Origin of the sequence: Paucibacter sp. KCTC 42545 (assembly GCF_001477625.1) — a bacterium.
Classification (GTDB): Bacteria; Pseudomonadota; Gammaproteobacteria; order Burkholderiales; family Burkholderiaceae_C; genus Paucibacter_A.
Genome location: NZ_CP013692.1, coordinates 1,281,896 through 1,300,605, shown reverse-complemented (window position 1 = coordinate 1,300,605; position 18,710 = coordinate 1,281,896). Strand labels below are relative to the sequence as shown.

Below are 18,710 nucleotides of genomic sequence, written 5' to 3'. Positions count from 1 at the left end.
TCACTGAGCCCAGGACGGTTTGCCCGTCACTGGTGCCCGTTGCGGGGTGGGCGCGGAATAGGCCGGGGCCGCCTGCGCGGGAGCGCCGGAGTTGCCACCGCCCGGACTGCCCTTCGGCGGCACACCTTTCAACTTGGCGTAGTCGGGGTGGTCGGGCTCGACTGCCAGCTTGACCACGTTGCGGTCTTGACCCTTCGCGTCCTTCTCGATGTCGACGCGCGCCAAGAACTCCAGACCGTCCAGTTCGGCGAAGCCATTGATGCGGCGCGCGGCGGCGGCCTGTGGGCTGTTGTCCTGCGGGTGGACGTTGCGGGCGCTGTTGAGCGCGGCCCGGATGAAGCTGCGCCCCATCTGGCCCCAGGTCGGGCCTTTCTTGGAGAGCAGGCCGACGTTGCTCCACATCTTGCGCTTGGCATGATCGCCAGCGGTGACCACAAACTCAGCGGCCAGATAGATGGAACCGGTCTCGAACGATTCGGTGGCGTAGCCGCCACCCCAGCCTTGCTCGGGGTCGTCATAGCCACCCGGCTTGATGGTCATTCGCACCGGCACGACGGTGCCCTTGGGTATCAGATCGAAGCCGGATTGCTGAGAGTCGGCGTCGTTGAAGTCATTCCATGCGGTCATTGCGATTACTCCTGAGATTCGATGTGTGCGGGGTTGGCGGCGCTGGCTGGCGCGGGCACAGCGCCCGCGCACTTGTCGATCAGCGCGCCGAGATGCGGCGGCTCCAGCAGGTCGAGACGACCGCTGCGGTCTTTGGCCGGGAAGCCGTAGGGATTGACGGTGTGCGTGATGAAGGCGCGGTAGGAACTGCCGTCCTCGGCCTTGATCTCGGCCAACGTCACGACCTCATCGACGATGCCGGGCAGCTCCAGGCTGGTCTTGCTGCCTTCGATCTGCGGGACGAACACCTTGCGATTGAAGTCATCCAGTCGCTCATCGAGGATCGCCACGAACACCACGTTCTTGCCACGGGCGTGCTGCAGGTGGGTCAACGCGCCGATCATTTCCTGGCCGAGCAGCCCGTAGGCCGCGCGCAGATCGGGCTTGCCGGAACGATCACTGACCGCCCCGGGCTGCGTCTTGCACCACGCAAAGCACTGGCGAGACAGTTGCGTGATCGAGTCAAGGAAGAAGGTCTGGTAGCGACCAAGCTGCGTCGCATCGCCAAACTTCTCGATGACGTGGTCGTAGTGCGCCTGCGAGAACGCGCTCTCCGGCGGCAGCGACTTGTCCGGGCCTGCGAGGAACACGAAGAAGTCGCGGCTCTCGGGCCAGGACGCCGGGCGGATGGTGTCGCCCGGCCAGTCGGCGACCGCCAAGTCGCCTGCCTCGATGTCAAGGAACAGCGTGGTGGCGGGGTCGAGGTCTTTGAGCCGGGACGTCTTGCCGATGCCGGACTTGCCCAGCATCAGCAGCTTCACGCCCTTGCGCTCGGCCATCCGCTCGACGGCGGACACGATGGGTAGCCTCTTCATGCCTCACCCCCATCGGTGCTCAGGGTGAAGGACGGCTTGCCGGAATCGACCGTGCGGGCGGCCGCGAATTGCTGCTGCAACGCAGGCGGCCAGTTGATGTACCGGGACTCGGACACCGAGAGCTTGACGTCGAGGTAGCCCTCGACCTTCTCGCCCGAGGCCACGATGCGCTCGGCGATTTCGCCCAACTGTTTCTGGTTCCAGCTGACCTTTTTGGGCAGCTCGAACTTGATGTGCATCGGGCCGTCGCTGATGTGGGCGGTACCAAAGTCACGGCCGGATTCACGCAGTGCGACACGGGCCTGCTCGCCGTAGCACTGTTCCAGCGCCGCATCGAACTTGGTGCGAGCCTTCTTTAGCCAGTCGATGGCAGCATCAAGGTTCTTGTCGACCTCGCACTTCTGCTCGGGCGGCAGCGCGGCCAGTTGGCTCACAGACATCTCAGCGATGTCGACGGGGAAGATGGTCAGATCGCTCATGGCCGTCCTCCTCACTGGTACGCACGAGTGAAGCTCGAGTAGCGCGAGACGCGGCGCTCGAAGGCTTCGATTTCGTGCAGGAGGTAGGTGACCCGGCGACCGAGCTTGCAGTAGATCGGGCCGAGCTGCTCTTGACGCCAGCGGCGCAGCGTCTTGACGGAGAGCCCCCATCGGATGGCGAGCTCGTTTTCGTCGAGGGCGATGCAGGTTGCACCGCCGGGATTCATCCGGCTGGGATTCCGACCGGATTCGATTGATGGAACTTGGGTTTGCATTTCGATGTGCCTCCTAGATGAAATGGGCACATCGAAGTCTCCGCACGGGTTTATGGCCCGTGTCTGGTTTGATTTATGGGCGCGTTTATGGGTTGCGTCGCAGGCGGTATTTGCCGCGCTTGACCAATGCGATCACTTCCTCGCGTTCAGCCTTTCCGCCGAACGCGTCATCGAACGACTGGTAGCCGGTATTGGCGATCCTGTTGACCTCGGCCCAGGACACCTCTGGCGCGTTCTTCCCGTCGGCACTCCACATCTGCTTGACTATCTTGGCGCGCTCCGGAGACAACTCACGCGACTCGGTGAAGTGCGGCAGCTTCAGTCGATTGCCTTGGAAGAATTCAACCGGCTCTGGCGCACCGCTGGGCGTGACGTAGCCACGCAGCACCCTGTCGAATGCGTTCGCGTCGAAAACGTCCTGACCGTCGTCCACGCGAACGAACTCGTCCAGCCCGCGCATGACATGGTCACGGGGCAGATCAACGGGATCTCGCAGATGCCGCAACACGATGCCGTCACGCGGCCAGATCGGATCACTCAACACCGAGTTCATCGCGGTAGCAGGAGCACGCTCCCACGCTCTGGCAACGAACACCGGGGCGAAATCGTGTGTGCCAGCGATTCGTACTTCCCCGAGGTGCCACAGGTGGCCCGGCACGCGTTGTCGGCGGTCGGATCGTCGTCGATCTTCGATGCCGATCAAGGACGCCAAGTCGGCGAGCCACGCATCCACCTGGAGGGCATACAGCGCGATGTCGGCAAGAGGCCGCTCAGATATTCGTGACCGCTGCTGGGGACTGCGGTATCGGTACACCGCCGCATCCTGATCGATCTCAACCTCGACTTCCTGCTCCGAATCCAGGACGGGCACCATCACATGGGTAAGGTAGTCCTCTTCCGTGATCCATCGTCGCTGCAGAAAAGCCGGTCTGCATCGCCCGAGCGCGACCGCCCTGACGCGGGAATCGACCCGTGGCAGCCGCTCCAGCACTGCCAGAAAGCTCAGATGTGGCGACATTTCGGTCGCGCCTTCAGAACTCACGGAGCACCCCAATGCGCGTGAGCTGTTCCAGCACGCGCTTGCGGTCATCCTCGGTCTTGCTCTTGTCGTTCAGGCCGTTCGGCGACGTGATTTGTACGGCAACGTTGTGGGCCTTGCGGTGCGGCTGTTTGGCCATTCGGAATACCAGCTTCACCTGCGCCAGCGTGTAGCCCGTGAGGTCGTCGATGCCATAGTCGTCGTAGGCGACCTGATAAATCTGGCGGGCATCACGCCTATCCTTACCGATCAGCATCGTGCTCGACAGATGCTGGATCAGATCACGCCCATTGGCCGCATCGGTGGTTTGCTGCTCGAACGTTCGGGCGACCTTGATCTGCAGGATCGAGATCTTTTCGATGCCCGCCACTCGCTCCTGCTCGATGCGCTTGAGCATCGCCGGTGTCGAGAATCCGAACAGGTCGAACTCGCGCATCGGCATGTCGTTGATCTCCCCGTCGCACGCCAAGACGACATCGCGGAAGATCGTCGCCAGTTCACGGCGCACCTCACGGTCTTCGCAGAACACGCCGAGCGCACCGGTGCCGGGCTCCCAAGAGAAGCTGGCCGACATCGCTGCAGGTTCCTCGTGCTCGACCACCTCACCGTTGGCAACCTGCCGGAAGTGCGCTGTCGACCCGTTGAAGGTTGCAGTCAGGGTGTGCAGGAGCACGGGCGTGACCTCGTCAGAGTCCTTGCCGCCGCAGCGGTCGGCATGCGCGAGATCACGGCGCGTGAACTGCTCGATGATGATTTGGTCGGAAGCCACTTGCGGAAACAGCGCCGAAATGCGCCCGCGCAACACACCCTCAACGTCGGCATCAATGCTCGGCACCACGCCCTTCGGGCCGAGGTAGTGGCTGGAGTAGTTCTCGCTCTTCCACTGCCGATGCATCACCTGCAAGCGCTCGGCGTTGTCGAAGCGCTGATCGCGCTTGGCACCGACCTCCGGAAAATCCTGCCGCAGACAGAGGTGCAGGGCGCGGCTATACCGGTCACTGGGCGTGGCCAAGACGGCAGCGTCGCTGGCGTCTTGGTCGTCAAGGAGGGATTGGACGGCCTGCGTGCCGTACTCGTCATCGAGCAGCACCACGCGCTCGGCCGCACGCTCGATGTGCTGCTGGGCGTCCGAGCCGAGCTTGGCGACGGCGTGGAACATCGCCTTGCGCGACTGCACCGCCAGGATGCCTTTGGCAGCGTCTGTCAGCGCCGCAATTTCCGGCAGCGACGTAGCGCTGGCGCGCTCGACCAGGAGCAAAGCGAGGCCGGGGCGCTTGGCTTTGCGCACCAGGGTCACGAAGTGCTCCATACACGGCAGGATTTCCGGGCCATCGTCCGGTTGGCGGGATCGCGCCTGCTTCGCGGACTGCTGCTGCGCGGCGGTCGGCTGGTTGTGTTCTTGAGCTGTGATTTGTTCGTCCGCTGGCATAGGCAATTTCCTTTACTAAACGAAGTGCGCGATTGCGCGAGTAGTTAACTGAATGGTTCAAAAAAAGCCGACACGCAGTCGGCGGCGGGATGAAGGCTTTGATCAGAAGATCTTGGCCCCCGGCTTGAGAAGGCCATACCGCTCCATCCGCACCTGGATGAACCGCCGGTTGACGCCGAAGCGCTTGGCCACGGCCTTCTGCAAACATTCGATGTCGCCATCAGCCGTCAAGTGAAGACTGGTGCCGGGCAACTCGGGGTCGAGCGACGGGCTGCGATGGATCGTCACGCCGTGTTTCGCAGCCATCTCTTCGACAGCCAGATTCAAGCGCTGGCGCGGCACCAGCAACGATCCCATGAACTCGTTGGCACGCAGCTCGGCGAAGTATTCTTCCTTGGTGGTGTGGCCCGGAATCGCCAGCGAGGGCGTCGCAGCCGCCTCGGCCACGGGCGTGACTTTCGCCAAGTGCTCGACGTCGCGTGTGGTCGTGCGGTAAGCCCGCCGCGCCGCGTCGCTGGGCTCATCGAACAGACCCGGCCCCTTGCTGGCATCGACGATCCATCCTGGCGCATCGAAGATGGCGTGGCCGAGCTCGTGCCCGAGGGTGCTCAGTACCAACTCCTCGCTGGCGTTCACGCCAACCGGTGACACCGACACCATCGCGGTGTCCGGCACGCCAGGATCGTACTCACAGATGCCCAGGACAGGGTTCCCGCGCTCGTCATGCACGACGTCACCGGTGCCCACGAACAGGTCGAACACCACACCATTGATCTTCAGGCCGGAGATGGCGCTCAAGGTCGTGAGCGGGATGGCATCGGCAGCCGGGTCCACCAGTTGCTGGCGGGCCAAGACGGCGATGCCCTCAATCTCGGAGTTCCTGATGTAGCTGGGGCGCTTTCGGTCGCAATGCCGGTAGCCAAGAGTCAACACCGGCATTCACTTGTCCCCCGTCGCTTGCTTGCGATACATCCGTACCAGGCCCCCCACGTCGTCGCGCATGTCTGGCGGAAGGCGGCTGGCCTCAACAAAAGCGTCGTCGACATTCTCGCCAAGGATTTCTGCTGCCTTGCGGATCAGCTCGTCCTTGGGCGGCTTCTCGATGTCGCGCTCTATGCGCGACCAGTAGGCAGGCGAGATGTCCAGCTGCCGGGCGAAGTCATTCATCTGAATGCCCTTCGCCTCCCTCTTCTGTCTGATGTAGGCACCAAATGCCATGTTATGACCCAATTGCGTGATTAGTTAATTGACGTCATCGTATCGAGCAGATCGAAGCCTGTCAACTGTTTCGTTAACGCGCAATACGGTTCCCTGCCAGACAGGCACCGCTGGCCTGCCGGGGCATCGAGGCCGAGCCACCAAATGAGCCCGATTACCCGGAATTGCCATCCGCTTCGGAACATCGCGCACATCATCTGTGACGGTTGCAATTCCTCGGAGCCGTCATGAAGAACCTCGAACTCGCATCTCCCTCAGAGATGTCCGCCAGCGCCCGCGCTGGTGAAATCACCGCCATCCTTGCGGCCGCCATCGTCCGCACCGTCGTCGCAGAAGCGCCAAAACAGAGAGAAGTTGGCCTTGGCTTCCTGCCCGACCAGCGCGTTCATACAACCCCCTATCAACAGGAGAAGTTGTAATGAACGAGAAACAAGCATCAGTCGCCGCGCGGATCGCGGAGCTATCGAGCCTGCCCATCGCCGAGCTGTGGCCAGTGTGGGATCGATACTTCAGCAGCCGCCCCATCAACCCAAACCGCGTCTTCATCGAGTCGCGCATCGCCTACAAGATGCAGGAGGAAGCCTTTGGCGGTCTGGCGCACAACACGCGCCAGCGCCTGGAGGCCATCGGTGCCAAGCATTCCAAGATCAAGCTGCGGGCACGGCCGCGCGACACCAACTTCGCGCCCGGCACGGTGCTGCTGCGCGAGTGGGGCGACCGCGAGCACAAGGTGGCGGTCACCGCCGAAGGTCTGTTCGAGTACGAGGGCAGCACCTTCAAGAGCCTGACAGCCGTGGCCCGGCAGATCACCGGCACGCACTGGTCGGGGCCACTGTTCTTCGGCCTGACCGGCAAGGCAGGTGCGCAATGAGCGACGCCACCCAAATCGCCTCTCCCAAGGCACGCAAACGTTGCGCCGTCTACTGCCGGGTGTCGTCGGACGAACGCCTTGACCAGGAGTTCAACTCCATCGACGCGCAGAAGGAGGCTGGCCACGCCTACGTCGCCAGCCAGCGCGCCGAGGGCTGGATTCCGGTGGCCGACGACTACGACGACCCCGGCTTCTCCGGCGGCAACACGGATCGGCCTGGGCTAAAGCGCCTGATGGCCAACATCGAGCGCGGCCAGATCGACATCGTGGTGGTCTACAAGATCGACCGCCTGACGCGCAGCCTTGCCGACTTCTCCAAGATGGTCGAGGTGTTCGAGCGCCAGGGGGTGTCGTTCGTGTCGGTCACGCAGCAGTTCAACACCACCACCTCGATGGGACGGCTGATGCTCAACGTGCTGCTGTCCTTCGCCCAGTTCGAGCGCGAAGTCACCGGCGAGCGCATCCGCGACAAAATCGCTGCCAGCAAACGCAAAGGGATGTGGATGGGTGGCGTGCCGCCGCTCGGCTTCGATGTCGAGAACCGCCTGCTGGTCATCAACGACACCGAGGCGGCGGTGGTGCGGCGCATCTTCGAGGAAATGCTGACCATCGGCTCGCCCACCCAAATTGCCGCCAACCTGACGCTGGATGGCATCACGACCAAGGCGTGGACAACACAGGACGGTCAGACACGGGCAGGCACGCGCATCGACAAAAAGTACCTGCACAAGCTGCTGCGCAACCGCATCTACCTCGGGGAGTTGTCGCACAAGGGCAGTTGGTACCCGGGCGTGCATCAAGCCATCATCGATCCCGGGCTGTGGGGCCGGGTTCACGAGGTGCTGGCCAAGGACGGTCACACCCGGTCGGTGGAAACCAAGATCAGGTCGCGCACCGACGCCTTGCTGCGCGGCCTGCTGTACGCACCTTCAGGCGAGCGGATGTACCCGACCTACTCGCGCAAGAACGGGCGCAAGTACCACTACTACGTGTCCAAGTCGGAAGCGAGGTTCGGCGCGCCGGGCAAGAGCTACGAGCGCCTGCCCGCGCCGGAGATCGAAGGGGCGGTAGTCGCCCAGATCCGAACGGTGCTGACCAGCCCCGAAACCGTGGCGTCGGTGGTGCGGCACATCCAACGCAACGGGGCCCAGATCGACGAGGCCACGACCGTGATGGCGATGGGACGGCTCAACAACGTGTGGGATCAACTGTTTCCAGTCGAGCGCCACCGCATCGCCAATCTGATGATCGAGCGCATCGATCTCGTCCACGCGGGCGAGGTGCAGGGAATCAAGGTGAAGTGGCGTGAGGTGGGTTGGAACGCGCTGATCAAGGAGTTCGCCCCGGACAGCATCGGTGCCGAACTGTTGGAGGTCGAAGCCTGATGGACGAGTCGATGGAAACCTTTGTGCCCCTGACGTTTCGCCGCCGAGGCGTCCAACGCGTGGCTGCCGACGACCGGCACGTCCACGACGTGACCCTGCTCGACGGTGTGGCACGCGCCTTCTACTGGCAGCACCTGCTGGACACCGGCGCAATGCAAAGCGGGTCGGCCATCGCCCGCGCCGAGAAACTGCACCACTCGGTGGTCAACGAACTGCTGCGCCTGACCCTGCTGGCCCCCGACATCATTGAGCAGTTCATGGCGGGCAAGCAGCCACGGCGGCTGACGCTGATGTGGTTTCAGCGAAACCGCCTGATGGTCGACTGGCACGCCCAGCGCCAGCTCATGGCCACCTTCGAGGAGGACGTATGAGCAGGAAGCATCGCGGCCATGCCAAGGGCGACCCGGTGACGTATCAGACACCGCTGCCCGCTGGCGGCGTGCAGATGGAAACCTTCCTGCCCTGGACGCTGGTGCGCCGGGGCCTGAAGAAGCAGGTCATCACGCCGCTGGACGCGCCGCAAGAATTCCTGGACGAGGCCCGCCGTGAGCGGCAGGTGCGCGAGATGGCGCAGGACACCCCCTTGATGCGGGCGCTCGGCCTCGCACACCACTGGCAGCGCCTGCTGGACGAAGGACGATTCAGTTCGATGACCGAGATCGCGGCAGCCGAGGGCATCGACCTCGGCCAAGCGAGCAAGATGAGCCGACTGGCACAACTGGCCCCCGACTTGATCGAAGCCATCGCCCTGGGCCGCCTAGATGTGGGCGTCAGCCAGTTGCTGCGCGGCAGGTTGTCGGCGTCCTGGCTGGCCCAACGTGAGGCGCTGGTGGCAGGCTGGCGCTGATATCCGTGCCGCACCGACCCGCCGCCGCAAGGCGGTTTTTTTGCGCCATTCGCTGTCTCGGTCGCGCCCGCTAGAGCAAGCGAAGAAGCAAACCGATGGCCCGCAAACCCGCGCCAACACACGACTTGGGGCCTTGAATGCTCAAGAGGGCCGCAGAGATCAGAGAGAGAAAAACGGCGGAATGCGCGCCTGGAACGGCGACTTCCGGAGGGGCGTGCTCAAGAGGCAAGGGCCGGAAACCGCGCCAACACAGGGGGAACGGACAAAAAAAATCCCAACCGGATAAGGGTTGGAATTTCACATTATGGTGGAGCCGGCGGGAATTGAACCCGCGTCCGCAAACCATCACCGGGCAGTTCTACATACTTAGCCTTCTGATTTGAATCTCACGGGCCAGAACGCGCAGGGGCACGCTTTCTTTCCCGCCAGTCACTTAATCTCGTTCTGTACCGAGTAACCCGATCCAAAACCAGCCCATGTGAATGACTTCTCAGCCTGTTGTCTTGCGACTTGGGCCCGGCCCATGGGCCAACCGTTGAGAAGCTCACGCGCAATTAAGCGGCGAGTGCGAACGTAGAGTCGTTTGCAGTTACTTTGTTTCCAGTGGTTTTACGAGCGAACTGGTGCTCGGTATGCCCTACTCCGGATCCGCATCCACGTCGAAACCTGGTCGGCCCCAGAACTGTGTATTTTAGGCCACTCCGAGCACTTGCAAGAGCTCCGCCGGGCTAGAAAGCACAATATCTGCGCCCCAAGCGCTCACTGGCAGCCCATTTCCCAGATATCCCCAGGCCGCAGCGGCAGTTTGCATGCCGGCGGCGCGCCCCGCGACGATGTCACGCTCGTCATCACCGACGTAAATGCAATGCTCGGGCAGCACGCCGGCACGCTTGGCCGCTTCCAACAAGGGAGCGGGGTGTGGCTTCGCGTGCGGCGTGGTGTCGCCACCCACGACCGCTTTGGCTGCTGCCCGCAGGCCCAATGCTTCGGTCAAAGGCAAGGCAAAGCGTTCGGCCTTGTTGGTCACCACGCCCCAGCCCAAGCCCGCAGACTCCAAGCCCAGCAATAACTGCTGGACCTGATCGAACATGGTCGTTTCTTGCGCGAGCCTTTGCTCGTAGCGGTCCAAGAACTCGGCTTTCATAGCCTCGTAGTCCGGGTGATGGGGCGCGATATCCAAGGCGGCACCCAACATGCCCCGTGCGCCAGCGCCCACCAAGGGCCGCAACACAGCCAAAGCCAAAGGCGGCAGGCCGCGCGCGTGACGCATCTCATTGGCAGCACCCGCCAGATCGGGCGCGCTATCCACCAGGGTGCCATCCAAGTCGAACAGCACCGTGGTCACTAGGCTGGGGCTAGGCAAGCCCAGCTTTTCTGTCAGCACGGCGCTCATGCGAGCTTGCGGCAAGCCAGCAGATAGTTGACGTCGGTATCGCTGCCCAGGCTATAGCGCTGGGTCAAAGGGTTGTACGTCAAACCGCGGCTGGCCTGCAATTCCAGGCCGGCGTTGCGGCAAAACTGAGCCAGTTCTGACGGGCGCAGGAAGCGCGCATATTCATGCGTGCCAGCCGGCAGCATCTTGAGGATGTATTCCGCACCAACAATCGCCAGGGCAAAGGACTTGGCATTGCGATTGAGCGTCGACAAGAAGACCCAGCCACCCGGCTTCACCAGATCGGCACAGGCTTGCACCACCGAGCCCGGGTCCGGCACATGCTCCAGCATTTCCATGCAGGTCACGGCATCAAAGCTGGCGGGACGCTCGATGGCAAGGGCCTCGACGGCAATCTCGCGGTATTCCACATTCTCAGTACCCGCCTCCATCGCATGCAGCTGAGCGACGCGAAGAGGTTTGGTCGACAAATCAATGCCCAAAGCACTGGCGCCGCGGCGGGCCAAAGAATCGGTCAGGATGCCACCACCGCAACCCACATCAAGCACCGTCTTGCCGGCCAGCGGGCAATAGCTGGCAATCCAATCAAGCCGCAGCGGATTGATTTGGTGCAGCGGCTTGAATTCGCTCTCAACATCCCACCAACGATGGGCCAGGTCGCCAAATTTGGCTAGTTCTTGGGGGTCTGCATTGATCATGGCTGGAATGGTAATAGCTACTGCCAAACAGGGGCGAAAAAAAGCCCCGCACAGGCGGGGCCTTCTCGCACAAAGCGCCCGAGGGCGCTTGGCAATTACTTAGCGCGGGTACCGACGACTTCGATTTCCACGCGGCGGTTCTTGGCGCGGCCTTCGGCAGTCTTGTTGTCAGCAACAGGAGCCTTCTCGCCCTTGCCTTCGGTGTAAACGCGGTTCTTCTCAGCACCGGCGCCAACCAAATAAGCCTTGACGGCTTCAGCACGCTTGACCGACAGCTTCTGGTTGTAAGCATCGGTACCAACGCTGTCGGTGTGACCGACGGCGATGATGACTTCCAGGTTAATACCCTTGGTCTTGGCCAGCAGGTCATCCAACTTGGCCTTGGCTTCAGGCTTCAGAGTCGCCTTGTCAAAGTCAAAGAAGGCATCAGCAGCGAAGGTGACCTTCTCGCTGACCGGAGCCGGGACGGGCTTCGGAGCAGGAGGAGCAGGAGGCACCACCACTGGAGGAGCAACGGGAGCCGGTGCCTCAACCTTAGGAGCGGGCTTCAGTGCGCCATCGCATTCGGCCGCGGCAGTTGCCGGGGTCCAGTTGGCATCGCGCCAGCAATATTCGTTGGTGCCGTTTTTCCAAACGGTGCCATCAGTTGCACGCCAGTTGTCGACCGTCTGCGCGAAAGCGCCGGACGATGCGAAGGCAGCGACCACAGCGACGGACATCAGCGACGCCACTCGATTCAATTTCTTCATGATTCTCCTCTCAAGGAATGCCGCAGTTGCCCTGCGAGTGCCCAGTAAGTGCTTGAACAAAACCTTAGATAGATCCCCGAATGCGGGTTTCTCCTAGGGACTCATCGATTGTGCCATAGGGCACCGATGGCTTCGTATTGTGGCGGCGTCGAACCGCAGAGTTGGCAATATTGTTGCGATCCTGCTACAGCCGCAGGCCTTTAGAATCACGGCTTCCGTCTCTAACGATGCAGGCTCACCTGATGGGTGCGGCCGCGCACAAGCGCATGACCCAGTTCGCCAAGGAAACATTGCCCATCAGCCTCGAAGAGGAAATGCGGCGCTCATACCTCGACTACGCCATGAGCGTGATCGTTGGCCGTGCACTCCCCGATGCTCGCGACGGCTTGAAGCCGGTGCACCGCCGCGTTTTGTTCGCGATGCACGAGTTGAACAACGATTGGAATCGGGCGTATAAAAAATCGGCTCGTATCGTTGGCGACGTGATTGGTAAATATCACCCACACGGGGATACCGCCGTCTACGACACCATCGTGCGTATGGCGCAGGATTTTTCTCTGCGCCATATGTTGGTCGATGGCCAGGGCAATTTCGGTTCGGTGGACGGCGATAACGCTGCGGCCATGCGATATACCGAAATCCGCTTGGCCAAAATCGCCCACGAAATGCTGGCCGATATTGACAAGGAAACCGTCAATTTCGGACCCAACTACGACGGCTCGGAAAAAGAGCCGCTGGTCTTGCCAGCCCGCCTGCCCAACTTACTGATCAACGGCGCCACCGGCATTGCCGTGGGCATGGCCACCAACATCCCGCCGCACAACCTCAACGAGGTGGTGGATGCTTGCCTGCACTCGCTGAAGAACCCGGATTGCACCGTCGATGAGTTGATGGAAATCATCCCGGCGCCTGACTTCCCGACCGCCGGCATCATCTATGGCCTGTCCGGTGCCCGCGACGGCTACCGCACCGGCCGCGGCAAGGTGGTGATGCGCGCCAAGGTCCACTTCGAGGACATCGACCGCGGCAACCGCCAAGCCATCATCGTTGACGAGATTCCGTATCAAGTTAACAAGAAAACCCTGCTCGAGCGCATCGCCGAGTTGGTGCACGAAAAGAAGATCGAAGGCATCAGCCACATCCAGGACGAGAGCGACAAGTCCGGCATGCGCGTGGTGATCGAATTGAAGCGCGGTGAAGTGCCCGAAGTGGTGCTGAACAATCTGTACAAACAGACGCAGCTGCAAGACACCTTCGGCATGAATATGGTGGCGCTGATCGACGGTCAGCCCAAGCTGTGCAACCTGAAAGACCTGATCACGGTCTTCCTGGAGCACCGCCGTGAAGTGGTGACGCGCCGGACGATTTTCGAGTTGCGCAAGGCGCGCGATCGCGGCCATGTGCTGGAAGGCCTGGCCGTGGCCATGGCCAATATCGACGAGTTCATCGCCACCATCAAGAACTCGCCCACGCCGCCCGTGGCCAAGGCCGCCTTGATGGCCAAGAGCTGGGATTCCTCGCTGGTGCGCGAGATGCTGGTGCGCGCCGAAGGCGACACGCCTGGCGGCCGCAATGCCTTCCGCCCCGAAGGGCTGGAGCCGGTGTTCGGCATGCAGTCCGACGGCCTCTACCGCTTGTCGGACGACCAAGCCAGCGAAATCCTGCAGATGCGCTTGCAGCGCTTGACCGGCCTTGAGCAGGACAAGATCGTCAGCGAGTACAAGGAAGTGATGTCGCAGATCGCCGACTTGCTGGACATCCTGGCCAAGCCCGCCCGCGTCACCGCCATCATTGGCGAAGAATTGGTGCAAGTGCGCCAGGAATTCGGCCAAACCAAGATAGGCGCACGCCGCAGCGCGATTGAACATAACGCCCAGGAACTGGGCACCGAAGACCTGATCACGCCCACCGATATGGTGGTGACGCTCTCGCACACCGGCTACATCAAGAGCCAGGCGCTGAGCGAATACCGCGCGCAAAAACGCGGCGGCCGCGGCAAGCAAGCCACCCAGACCAAGGACGACGACTGGGTCGACCAACTCTTCATCGCCAACACCCACGACTGGATTCTGTGCTTCAGCAATCGTGGCCGCGTCTACTGGCTGAAGGTGTGGGAAGTGCCGCAGGGTTCGCGCAATTCGCGCGGCAAGCCCATCGTCAATATGTTCCCGCTGCAGCAAGACGAGAAGATCACCGTCGTGCTGCCTTTGACCGGTGAGTTCCGCAGCTTCCCCGAAGGTCACTTCATCTTCATGGCCACTGCCCTCGGCACGGTCAAGAAGACCTCGCTGGAAGACTTCTCCAACCCCCGCAAGGCCGGCATCATCTCGATCGCACTGGACGAAGGCGACCACCTGATTGGTGCCGCGCTGACCGACGGCAAGCATGACGTGATGCTGTTCAGCGATGGCGGCAAGGCCGTGCGCTTTGACGAAGACGATGTGCGTCCGCTGGGCCGCACCGCCCGCGGCGTGCGCGGCATGATGCTCGAGCCCGAGCAGCGCCTGATCGCCATGCTGGTGGCCGAGGACGAAACGCAGAGCGTGCTGACCGCCACCGAAAACGGCTACGGCAAGCGCACCTCCATCACCGAGTACACCCGCCACGGCCGCGGCACCAAGGGCATGATCGCCATCCAGCAAACCGAGCGCAACGGTCGCGTGGTGGCCGCCACCCTGGTGCGCGCAGAAGACGAAATCATGCTGATCACCGACCGCGGCGTGCTGGTGCGCACCCGTGTTTCGGAAATCCGTGAACTGGGCCGCGCCACGCAAGGCGTCACCCTGATCGCGCTGGATGATGGCTCCAAGCTCTCGGGCTTGCAGCGCATCGTCGAGAACGACGCCAACGAAGGCAATGCCGCTGAAGCCAGCGACGCTGCTGACGCCTCCAACGAACCAGCCAACCCGACCGACGACGCTGGCGACGACACCACCAAGGAATAAGCTTGAACATGACCACCAAGTCCATGAAGATCATCGCCGCCACCGCCTTGGCTCTGTGCGCCAATCTGAGCTTTGCGCAGTCCGCCACCTCGACCGCCTCGCCGGCCAAGAAGGAAATCATCGCCAAGCTGCTGTCCCTGCAAGCGCAGAGTTATGAGCAGCTGGCCCGCGGCGTGCTGCAGCAGCCGCTGGGCAATCTGATGCAAGGTGCGGGTGCCGCCCTGCAGCAAGTGCCAGCCGAAAAGCGCGAGGCCACGGCCAAAGCAATCGAAGCCGACATCAAGAAGTTCGTCGAAGACAACACGCCGATGATCCGCGACAAGGCCGTCAAGCTGGCCCCATCCACCGTCGGCGCAGTGCTGGACGAGCGCTTCAGCGAGGATGAGCTCAAGCAATTGCTGAACTGGCTGGAATCGCCGGTCAACAAGAAGTTCGGCCAAGCCAGCGGCGAGATGCAGAAGTCGTTGATGGACAAGCTGATGGCCGAAACCGGCCCCACGCTGGAGACCCGCTTCAAGACACTGCAGCAGTCGATTGGCAAGCAGCTGGGCATCCAGCCGGCCGCATCAGCACCGGCCTCGGCCGCCAAGCCTGCAGTCAAGAAGTAAGCCCGCTTAGGCTCGCGACACAAGGCACCCAGCCAGGCTCGGTGCCTTGATTCGCGACAGCACCCCTCATCTGCCGCCCTCGCCCCAAGTCCATGACCCAGCGCCCTTTCAATTTCTCCGCCGGCCCGGCCGCTCTGCCTGAAGAAGTCTTGAGCCAGGTGGCCGCCGAGATGCTGGACTGGCATGGCAGTGGCATGAGCGTGATGGAGATGAGCCACCGGGGCCCCGAGTTCACGGCGATCTGCGCGACGGCCGAGCGCGACCTGCGCGAGTTGCTGCAGGTGCCAAGCAATTTCCACATCTTGTTCATGCAAGGCGGCGGCTTGGCGGAGAACGCCATCGTGCCGCTGAACCTGTCGCGTGGCGGCGAAGTGGATGTGGTGGTCACCGGCTCCTGGTCCAAAAAAAGCGCCGAGGAAGCGCGGCGTTATGCCGACGTTGGCATTGCCGCCGATGGCGCGCCGGCCAAGTTCAGCACCATTCCCGCACCGGCCAGCTGGCAGCTGCGCAAGAACGCGGCTTATGTGCACATCTGCAGCAATGAAACCATCGACGGCGTCGAATTTCATCAACTGCCCGATCTGAAGTCACTGGGCAGCGATGCGCCCTTGGTGATTGACTGCTCCTCACACCAGCTCTCGCGCTCGATTGACTGGTCCAAAGTCGGCCTGGCCTTCGGCGGCGCGCAAAAGAATATCGGCCCAGCTGGCCTGACCCTGGTGTTTGTGCGCAAGGACTTGCTGGACCGCGCCCTGGCCATATGCCCGTCGGCCTTTGAGTTCAAGACCGTGGCCGCGGCCCAATCCATGTACAACACCCCGCCGACCTTTTCGATCTACGTGGCCGGCCTGGTGTTCCAGTGGCTCAAACGTTTTAGCTATGCCGGCAAGACCGGCGTGGCCGCCATCGAGCAGCGCAATATCGACAAAGCCGCCCTGCTCTACGGCGCGCTGGACGCTTCGAATTTGTTTGAAAACCGTGTGGCGGCCGATTGCCGCTCACGCATGAACATCCCTTTTTATCTGCGCGGCGAGTACAACACGCCGGCGCTGAACGCGGCCTTCCTGGATGGCGCGAAAGCACGACAACTGCTGCAACTCAAAGGCCACAAGTCGGTGGGCGGCATGCGTGCATCGATCTATAACGCCATGCCACTGGAGGGCGTGCAAGCCCTGGTGGCATACCTGAAGGATTTTGAGGCACAACATGGCTGACACTCCGGCTGGCAGCGAAGGCACGAACGCCGCGCCAGCAAGCGAATTACTGGCATTGCGCGATCAGATTGACGCGCTGGACAAGACACTGCTCGATGTATTGAACCGCCGCGCCAAAGTGGCCGAGTTGGTGGGCGAGGTCAAGCGCCGCGAAGGCACGCCCTTCTTCCGCCCCGACCGCGTGGCGCAGGTGATCGAAAAGATCAAGGCCGCCAACCCCGGCCCGCTGCAAGGCGAACATGTGGCCGCCATTTGGCGCGAAATCATGTCGGCCTGCTTGGCACTCGAGTCCCCGCAACGCGTCGCCGTGCTGGGCCCGGTGGGCACCTTCTGCGAGCAAGCGGCGATCGAGTATTTTGGCGGCGCTGCCGACCTGATTTACTGCGCCAACTTTGACGAAGTCTTCCACGCCACTGCAAGCGGCAGCGCCCAATATGGCGTGGTGGGCGTTGAGAACATGACCGAAGGCGTGGTGACACGCTCGCTGGACTTGTTCCTGCACACCCCCACCCATGTGGTCGGTGAAGTCAGCCTGCTGATCCGCCACAATCTGATGTGCAAGGAAAATTCCTTGGCCGGCATCAAGGCCGTGCTGGCGCATCCGCAAGCCCTGGCGCAATGCCAGAACTGGCTCAACAAGCATTTGCCCGATGCCGAACGCCGGGCCGTCAGCAGCAATGCCGAGGGCGCCCGTCTGGCCGCCAGCAACCCCGAGTGGGCGGCCATTGCGGGCGAGCGCGCCTCCACCATTTTCGGCCTGCACATCGTCGCCCACGCGGTGCAGGACGAGGCTTACAACCGCACCCGCTTCGCTGTGATCTGCCTGCCGCAGACCATGGCCACGCCGCCGGCCACGGGCCGTGACTGCACCAGCCTGATCGTCTCGGTGCCGAACCGCCCCGGCGCCATGCATGACCTCTTGGTGCCACTGAAGACCCATGGCGTGTCGATGACGCGCCTGGAATCGCGCCCGGCACGCACCGGCCAGTGGGATTACTATTTCTACATTGATCTGGACGGCCACCCGACGCAACCCCATGTGGCGGCAGCCTTGGCGGAGTTGCGCGAGTTGTGCGCCTTCTTCAAGATCATTGGCGCTTACCCAGTGAAAGCCTAAGTGCCTAAGCAAGGCCCGAAAACCCGAAGCAGTATGTACAAGCAACTTGGCGTGATTGGCTGTGGCCTGATGGGCGGATCGTTTGCCCTGGCGATGAAGAAGGCCGGCCTGGTCAAGCGCGTCATCGGCTATAGCAAATCCCCCTCCACCACCGAGACCGCCAAGCGCCTGGGTGTGATCGACGTTGCCGCTGAGTCGGCCTTGCTGGCCGTGGCTGGCTCGGACATCGTGCTGGTGGCCGTGCCCGTGTCCGCCACCGAAGCCACACTCAAGGCGATTCGCGATCTGATCACGCCGCAGATGCTGGTGATGGATGTCGGCTCCACCAAGTGCGATGTCACTGATGCCGCCCGCGCCGCCCTGGGTGACCGCCTGTCCAGCTTTGTGCCGGCCCACCCGATTGCCGGCAAGGAAAGCGGCGGCGTTCAACATGCCGAGGCCGCGCTTTACCAAGGCCGCCAAGTCATCCTCACGCCCCTGCCTGAGACCAGCCCGCTCGCAGTGCAAAAAGCCACCGATGTGTGGTCCAAGCTCGGCGCGCAGGTGCTGAAGATGACGCCCAAGAATCACGACGCAGCCTTTGCGGCAGTCAGTCATCTGCCGCATCTGCTGGCATTCGCCTATTTCCAGTCGGTAGCAACCCAGGCTTCCGGGCGCGACTTTTTGAGCCTGGCCGGCCCCGGCTTTCGCGACTTCACCCGCATCGCCGCCAGTGACCCGGCCGTCTGGCGCGATATCCTGATGGCCAACAAGGCCGAAGTTCTGGTGCAGGCCCAACGTTTTCGCCAGACCCTGGATGCGCTTGAAGCCTTGATCAAGGCCGACGATGCCGCCGCGCTGGAGGCACGCATCCGCTTGATCTCCGAAGCGCGTGCGCAATGGCAAATGGGCGCGCCGCGTTTGCTCAAGTAGCCGCCAGCTATTTCCGCAACGCTTTTCGCAGCCCGCCCAGCAGCAGACGC

At 62.4% G+C, this 18,710-nt stretch carries 21 protein-coding genes and 1 other RNA gene; 10 read left to right on the top strand and 12 right to left on the bottom strand.

All coding sequences use genetic code 11. The annotated features are described in order from the left end of the window. The 8 genes from AT984_RS05735 to AT984_RS05700 form a co-directional block, all read right to left on the bottom strand. Entirely contained in the window at positions 1-627 is a 627-nt protein-coding gene (locus AT984_RS05735) for a hypothetical protein (RefSeq protein WP_024973179.1), read from the bottom strand. Between the two features lie 5 nt (positions 628-632). Continuing rightward, positions 633-1,481, bottom strand: coding sequence for an ATP-binding protein (locus AT984_RS05730; protein ID WP_058719267.1), 849 nt, complete (start codon positions 1,479-1,481; stop codon positions 633-635). Continuing rightward, positions 1,478-1,960, bottom strand: a complete 483-nt coding sequence (locus tag AT984_RS05725; RefSeq protein ID WP_058719266.1) for a hypothetical protein — start codon at positions 1,958-1,960, stop codon at positions 1,478-1,480. Before AT984_RS05725 ends, AT984_RS05730 begins: the two co-directional genes overlap by 4 nt. 11 nt (positions 1,961-1,971) lie before the next feature. Then, positions 1,972-2,235, bottom strand: coding sequence for a helix-turn-helix transcriptional regulator (locus tag AT984_RS05720; RefSeq protein ID WP_058719265.1), 264 nt, complete (start codon positions 2,233-2,235; stop codon positions 1,972-1,974). 85 nt (positions 2,236-2,320) lie between these two features. Then, positions 2,321-3,253, bottom strand: a complete 933-nt coding sequence (locus AT984_RS05715; protein ID WP_058719264.1) for a hypothetical protein — start codon at positions 3,251-3,253, stop codon at positions 2,321-2,323. A gap of 13 nt (positions 3,254-3,266) precedes the next feature. Beyond that, positions 3,267-4,703: a hypothetical protein gene (locus AT984_RS05710; protein ID WP_058719263.1), complete on the bottom strand. Its 1,437-nt coding sequence runs from the start codon at positions 4,701-4,703 to the stop codon at positions 3,267-3,269. Between the two features lie 102 nt (positions 4,704-4,805). Continuing rightward, the gene (locus AT984_RS05705; RefSeq protein ID WP_058719262.1) at positions 4,806-5,642 is read right to left on the bottom strand and encodes a hypothetical protein; all 837 of its coding nucleotides are present in this window, start codon (positions 5,640-5,642) and stop codon (positions 4,806-4,808) included. Continuing rightward, the gene (locus tag AT984_RS05700) at positions 5,643-5,921 is read right to left on the bottom strand and encodes a helix-turn-helix domain-containing protein (RefSeq protein ID WP_058719261.1); all 279 of its coding nucleotides are present in this window, start codon (positions 5,919-5,921) and stop codon (positions 5,643-5,645) included. It abuts the gene before it with no gap. 227 nt (positions 5,922-6,148) lie between these two features. Between AT984_RS05700 and AT984_RS22370 the strand changes: the two genes are divergently transcribed. Genes AT984_RS22370 through AT984_RS05680 form a run of 5 tightly spaced genes read left to right on the top strand, consistent with a single transcriptional unit; the run spans position 6,149 to position 9,024 of the window. Beyond that, positions 6,149-6,340 carry a hypothetical protein gene (locus tag AT984_RS22370; protein WP_045535126.1) on the top strand — a complete coding sequence of 64 codons (192 nt, stop codon included), beginning with the start codon at positions 6,149-6,151 and terminating at the stop codon, positions 6,338-6,340. Further along, positions 6,340-6,792, top strand: a complete 453-nt coding sequence (locus AT984_RS05695) for a DUF2924 domain-containing protein (protein ID WP_013246687.1) — start codon at positions 6,340-6,342, stop codon at positions 6,790-6,792. Before AT984_RS22370 ends, AT984_RS05695 begins: the two co-directional genes overlap by 1 nt. Further along, positions 6,789-8,177 (top strand): recombinase family protein, encoded by a 1,389-nt coding sequence (locus AT984_RS05690; RefSeq protein WP_058719260.1) that lies wholly within the window; start codon positions 6,789-6,791, stop codon positions 8,175-8,177. Before AT984_RS05695 ends, AT984_RS05690 begins: the two co-directional genes overlap by 4 nt. Then, the gene (locus AT984_RS05685) at positions 8,177-8,548 is read left to right on the top strand and encodes a hypothetical protein (protein WP_058719259.1); all 372 of its coding nucleotides are present in this window, start codon (positions 8,177-8,179) and stop codon (positions 8,546-8,548) included. The genes AT984_RS05690 and AT984_RS05685 overlap by 1 nt, the downstream gene beginning before the upstream one ends. Then, complete coding sequence (locus AT984_RS05680; RefSeq protein WP_058719258.1) at positions 8,545-9,024, top strand: hypothetical protein; 480 nt, start codon at positions 8,545-8,547, stop codon at positions 9,022-9,024. Before AT984_RS05685 ends, AT984_RS05680 begins: the two co-directional genes overlap by 4 nt. A gap of 305 nt (positions 9,025-9,329) precedes the next feature. Here the strand turns inward: AT984_RS05680 and ssrA are convergent. The 4 genes from ssrA to ompA all read right to left on the bottom strand — a co-directional run bounded on the left by ssrA (position 9,330) and on the right by ompA (position 11,864). Next, positions 9,330-9,702, bottom strand: a transfer-messenger RNA (tmRNA) gene (gene ssrA / locus AT984_RS22365). A gap of 13 nt (positions 9,703-9,715) precedes the next feature. Then, positions 9,716-10,417: a phosphoglycolate phosphatase gene (gene gph, locus AT984_RS05675; RefSeq protein ID WP_058719257.1), complete on the bottom strand. Its 702-nt coding sequence runs from the start codon at positions 10,415-10,417 to the stop codon at positions 9,716-9,718. Next, positions 10,414-11,115 (bottom strand): bifunctional 2-polyprenyl-6-hydroxyphenol methylase/3-demethylubiquinol 3-O-methyltransferase UbiG, encoded by a 702-nt coding sequence (gene ubiG, locus AT984_RS05670; RefSeq protein WP_058719256.1) that lies wholly within the window; start codon positions 11,113-11,115, stop codon positions 10,414-10,416. The genes gph and ubiG overlap by 4 nt, the downstream gene beginning before the upstream one ends. A gap of 95 nt (positions 11,116-11,210) precedes the next feature. Then, a complete protein-coding gene (ompA, locus tag AT984_RS05665) occupies positions 11,211-11,864 on the bottom strand; it encodes an outer membrane protein OmpA (RefSeq protein WP_058719255.1) in 654 nt (217 codons plus the stop codon). Between the two features lie 266 nt (positions 11,865-12,130). Between ompA and gyrA the strand changes: the two genes are divergently transcribed. The 5 genes from gyrA (at position 12,131) to AT984_RS05640 (ending at position 18,660) form a co-directional block, all read left to right on the top strand. After that, positions 12,131-14,809 (top strand): DNA gyrase subunit A, encoded by a 2,679-nt coding sequence (gene gyrA / locus AT984_RS05660; protein ID WP_058722117.1) that lies wholly within the window; start codon positions 12,131-12,133, stop codon positions 14,807-14,809. Between the two features lie 8 nt (positions 14,810-14,817). Continuing rightward, positions 14,818-15,417, top strand: coding sequence for a DUF2059 domain-containing protein (locus AT984_RS05655; protein WP_082679816.1), 600 nt, complete (start codon positions 14,818-14,820; stop codon positions 15,415-15,417). Positions 15,418-15,509: 92 nt separating this feature from the next. Continuing rightward, positions 15,510-16,631 (top strand): 3-phosphoserine/phosphohydroxythreonine transaminase, encoded by a 1,122-nt coding sequence (gene serC / locus AT984_RS05650; RefSeq protein ID WP_058719254.1) that lies wholly within the window; start codon positions 15,510-15,512, stop codon positions 16,629-16,631. Continuing rightward, on the top strand, positions 16,624-17,748 hold the full coding sequence (pheA, locus tag AT984_RS05645) for a prephenate dehydratase (RefSeq protein WP_058719253.1): 1,125 nt from the start codon (positions 16,624-16,626) through the stop codon (positions 17,746-17,748). The genes serC and pheA overlap by 8 nt, the downstream gene beginning before the upstream one ends. Before the next feature lie 33 nt (positions 17,749-17,781). After that, positions 17,782-18,660, top strand: a complete 879-nt coding sequence (locus tag AT984_RS05640) for a prephenate dehydrogenase (protein ID WP_058719252.1) — start codon at positions 17,782-17,784, stop codon at positions 18,658-18,660. Positions 18,661-18,710: the final 50 nt, after the last annotated feature.